This is a genomic window from Micromonospora sp. NPDC004336, from assembly GCF_053602615.1.
This window is the reverse complement of sequence record NZ_JBSGDY010000286.1, coordinates 1-4,710: the sequence shown is the minus strand read 5'-3', so window position 1 is coordinate 4,710 and position 4,710 is coordinate 1. Positions and strand designations below refer to the sequence as shown.

Genomic DNA, 4,710 nt, shown 5'->3' with positions numbered 1-4,710 from the left:
GTCGCCGTCGCGCGGCGGTCAACGCCGGCGGCTGCTGCCCCTCGTCGCCGGCGGCGTCGCGGTGGTACGTCCCGGACGGCTTCCGGACCAGCGGTCGTTCACCGCCGGCGCGTCCCGGGCGACTCCTCGACCAGCGGGTCGTTCGCGGCGTTGCGCAGCCGGCGGGTGCCGACGGCCTCGACCGTGGTGAACGCGGTCAGCACGGCGGCCAGGACGGCCAGCCCCGCGAGCGGGGACACGACGGTGGTGGCGACCGTCAGGGCCGCCAGCGTCAGGATCATGGCCAGCCGACGGCGACGGAAGCGGCGCTGGATGCGCCACCAGAAGGCCTTGTCGCCGAACAGGAAGACGATCACGCCGCCGTAGAGGGTGAGGTGCGACATGCTCCACCCGACCGGTCCGTCGACCCGCTCGATCTCCGCCACCGTCTTGCGCAGCCCGAGCGCGACCAGCACCACCCCGATGATCATCGGCAGGTGCGTGTACACGTACGCCTCGAGCGCCAGCCGGCTGCGGTCGCCGTCCTGCAGGCTCTGCAGGCCGCGTTGCCCCGCGGTGGCGTCGACGTCGAAGTACACCCACCACAGCATCGCGACCACCACCAGGCCGAGCACGGTGGCGACGATCATGGGCGCGGAGACCGCCCGGTTACTCACCGACGCGCCGGTCGAGACGATCGCGCCACCGAGCGCGACGAGGATGATCAGCCCGAACCGGTCGGCCCAGTGCTCGGCCGAGCGGACCGGCCAGTGCCGGGCGCTCAGCAGGTAGCCACTGCCGAGGTCTACGACGATGGCGGCCACCCAGAGGCCGGCCCGCAGGCCCGCGAAGTCCCCCGGCTCCTCCGACGGCCACAGGGAGGCGGCGTAGAGCAGCGCCAGCGCCACGGCCGCCGGGATCGCGAACCGCACCACCTGGCCGCGGAACGCCCGGTCCCTCCTGGCGAGCATCCAGAACGCGGCGATGTTGAGCGCCCGCGCGATGCCGTAACACGTCACGAAGACCAGCGGTCCGGACAGGCCGCCGGCCATGTCGTCGAAGATCACGGGCACCGCGACGGCGATCACGAGGATGCTCGCCGCGGCACCGAGGAGCAGCAGCCGGGCGGGGGCACTCTCGGTGCGCAGCGCGCTGCCGAGCCAGGCGTAGCAGCACCACGCCCACCACACCAGCACGAGCAGCGCGATCCCCTCGGCCAGCGCGCGCCAACCGGGCCGCACGGTCATCAACTGGGTGACCTGGAGGAAGGCGTAGACGAAGACCAGGTCGAGGAAGAGTTCCTTCGGCGTGACCCCGCTGAGGCGCTCGGTCACCGGCTCGATCCTGCGGTGCAGCGCCCGGTGCCGCAGCCGGAAGACCGTGCGGTCCAGCAGGACCAGGCTGACCACCGCGGCGGCCAGCAGCCCGAGTTCGACCACCACCGGCGTGTGCGCCGCCACCGGGGCGAGGGCCAGCACCAGGACGAGACCGACGATCGGTCCCCGACCCCAGATGCCCATCGTCCGGCGCTCGAAGGCGATCAGGGCGAGCAGGTACAGCGCGACGCCACCGTAGAGGGCGAACAGGCCGAGCGGAGGCTCGGACCGGATCGACTCGAACGCCAGGTCCTCGAACGTGTGCTTCAGCCCGACGGAGAGCAGGGTCAGCCCGACGATCATCGGCAGGTGCAGGTACGCGTACGCGTCCCGGGCCAGCCGCGCCCGGGCGGCACCGGAGGTGCGCTCCAGCGCGTCCTCCGCCCCGAACCGGGCGATGTCGAAGTACGTCCACCACAGGACGCCGACCAGCAGCATGCTGAGCACGGCGCCGCCGACCACCCCCCAGGTGACCGGCGTGACCGCGCCGACGCTCTGGCCCCGTCCCGCCGAGATGATGATCTCGCCGAACGCCACCAGGACGATCAGCTGGAACCGCTCGGTCCAGTGTTTGACGGAACGGACGCGCCACCAGACGACGCCGATGATCCGCACGCCGACGTAGTCGACGACGATGGCGGCGAGCACCAGCGCGAACCGGGTCCACTCGCGGGTCTGCTGCCCGTCGTCGCCGAACGCGTCGGTGGGCAGCAGACCGGCGGCCAGCAGCAGCGGCGCGGAGGCCAGCGGGGGCCACCACGCCTGCAGCCGGCGCCGGCGGACGGCGGGATCCCGCCAGACGGCGATGGTCGCGACCAGGAGCGTGCCGCACCGGACGGTCAGGTAACAGGACACGAGCAGCAGCGGCCCACGCAGCCCGCCGGGCTCGTCGGCGAACGCCTCCTCGAGTGTCACGCCGACGACCAGCACCGACGCCGCCAGGGCGAAGACGACCACAGGCATGACACCCAGGTCCACCCGTACGGCGTTGCCGAGCCAGGCGTACGACATCCAGCAGGACCAGAGCAGGGCCAGCAGGACTCCGCCCTGCACCAGACTCTCCACGGAGAGGTCGGCCGCCGCCAGGCTGGAGACGGTGATGAACCCGAAGACGAAGATCAGGTCGAGGAAGAGCTCGATCCGGCTGACCGCGCTGGACTCGCCGACCAGCTGGATGCGGCCGGCCGCCACCGTCGGCCCCTTCTCGGTCACGTCCTCACTCTGCCAAGGGCCGGCGGGCCGGACAGCGGATCCGCGAAGCGCGCCCGGCGTCGGCGTCCGGAGCACGTCCCCGTCCCCGCCCGGGCGGTCCGGGTCGCCACACGTCGCTCTCCCTCGCCTCCCCGCCCCACTCCCGCGATCTTGCACTTACTGCCCCGGCATTCCGGCCAAACAGCGCAAACAGGGGGCAGAAAGTGCAAGATCGCCGGGGCGGGGTGGCGGGTTGGCGGGGGGCGGGGGGCGGGGGGGCGGGGGCGATGGGCGGTCGCGTCGGGACGGGCCGCTACCGACGGCGGCCGTGGCTGCGCGGGCCAGGGGCCGGCGGAGGCGCTCCCGGTTTACGGGAAAGCGCTTACCGTCGACCGTTCAATCTACGAGTATGAATAGGTCGGTGCCCACGACGGGGTGGCCGCCGATGCGATTCCCCGCCGGACCGCGTCGTCGCCGCAGCCCGGGCGGCATCCGGCGCGGCCCGCCTCCGGAAGGAGCACGATGACATCCCCCACCAGGACCGGACACCCCGGCCGTCGGCGTCTCAGCAGGGCCGTCACGGCCGCGCTGGCGCTCGCCGTCGCCGGCGCGACGATCGGACCGCCCCCCGCCACCGCGGCCACCGTGGACACCGGCACCAACTACGTGCTGGTCAACCGGCACAGCGGCAAGGCCATGGACCTGTGGGGCTGGGCCACCGCCGACGGCGCGCCGGTCAACCAGTTCACCCGCAACGACCTGGCCGTCCAGCAGTGGCGGTTCGTCGACGTCGGCGGCGGCTACTACCAGGTCCGCTCAGCCCACAGCGGCAAGGTGCTGGAGCTGCCGACGGCCGAGGACGGCATCCCCCTGGTACAGAACGCCGCCGTGGGCGGCGACACCCGGCAGCACTTCCGGCTGGCCGACTCCGACGGCGGCTACGTGCGCCTGGTCAACCGGCACTCCGGCAAGGCGCTCGACGTGTGGCAGTGGTCCACCGCCGACGGCGCGACGATCTCGCAGTACCAGGATCTCGGCGGCGCCAACCAGCAGTGGCAGTTGGTCCCCGTCGGCTCCGCCACCGGCTGCGGCAGCGGCTCGTACCACGCCGAGGCGGTGCTCAGCGGCGGCACCTGGACCGCGCGCAACGGCGGCACCACGGTCCACACCGGCACCGACCTGCGCGCCGCCGTCCAGGCCGCGGTGAACAGCCTCGCCGCCGGGCGCACCAGCAAGCAGCGCGTCGTGGTGCGCGGCTCCGGCCCGATGAGCGCCGGCTCGCGGATCTCGCTGCCCAGCTACACCGCCATCGACGTGTGCGGCACCATCAACGTCACCGGATCGGGCACCGGCGACCAGGCGCCGATCTACTCCCGGGGCACGACCCAGGTGGAGGTGGGGCACCTCACCGTCACCGGCACCCCGCTGTACGGGATCTTCCTGCGCAACGTCACGGACGTCGTCCTCGGCCGGATCGACATGCGGCTCGCCGGTGGGCTCGGGGTGCGCATCGACAACCGGGGGGACACCAGCCAGTGGACGCGCAACGTCCGCATCGACAGCGTCCACGTCTCCGGCGCCAGCTCGCACGCGGTCGAGACGTACGGCGTGGACGGCCTGACCATCGGCACCGTCACCGCCCGCGACGTAGGCGAGTCCGGGCTGCTGCTCAACCAGACCGTCAACGCCACGGTCACCACGGTCGACGCCGAGAACGCGGGCACCGGCACCGGCTACGCGGCGTTCCGGATGGCCAACCGCAACGGCCGGATCGGCTCGGCCTACCCGACCAACGTCCGGGTGGGCACCGTCCGCGCCCGCGGCGGCGGTCGGGGCGTCTTCTGCGTCTCCGAGTCCGGCGGGGCCGTGATCGACCGGGTGGACATCGCCGACACCGGCAACAACGCGATCCTGATCGAGAACTGCTACGGCGTCACCATCGCCGCCGCCGGTGGCACGATCGCCCGGGGCGGCGAGGTCCGGCTGGCCGAACGCGCGGAGTCTCCCGGCAACCGCGACATCGCCCTGCGCAACTTCACGCTGGTGAGCAACCGGATCGTGGAGAACCCCTGCGCGGACAACCTGACGATCAGCAACGTCACGCTGACCAACTCCACGATCAGCCGCTGCTGAGCGGGCGCCGGCGCGGCCCTCGCCCGCCGCC

At 72.8% G+C, this 4,710-nt stretch carries 2 protein-coding genes; one reads left to right on the top strand and one right to left on the bottom strand.

Features of this window, described 5'->3' with window-relative positions; translation table 11 throughout:
- Positions 1-98: 98 nt before the first annotated feature.
- Positions 99-2,567 (bottom strand): low temperature requirement protein A, encoded by a 2,469-nt coding sequence (locus tag ACWENR_RS29735; protein ID WP_452280266.1) that lies wholly within the window; start codon positions 2,565-2,567, stop codon positions 99-101.
- Between the two features lie 501 nt (positions 2,568-3,068).
- On the opposite strand from ACWENR_RS29735, the gene ACWENR_RS29730 reads away from it, so the two are divergent.
- Positions 3,069-4,679 carry an RICIN domain-containing protein gene (locus ACWENR_RS29730; protein WP_452280265.1) on the top strand — a complete coding sequence of 537 codons (1,611 nt, stop codon included), beginning with the start codon at positions 3,069-3,071 and terminating at the stop codon, positions 4,677-4,679.
- The last annotated feature ends 31 nt before the right edge of the window (positions 4,680-4,710 follow it).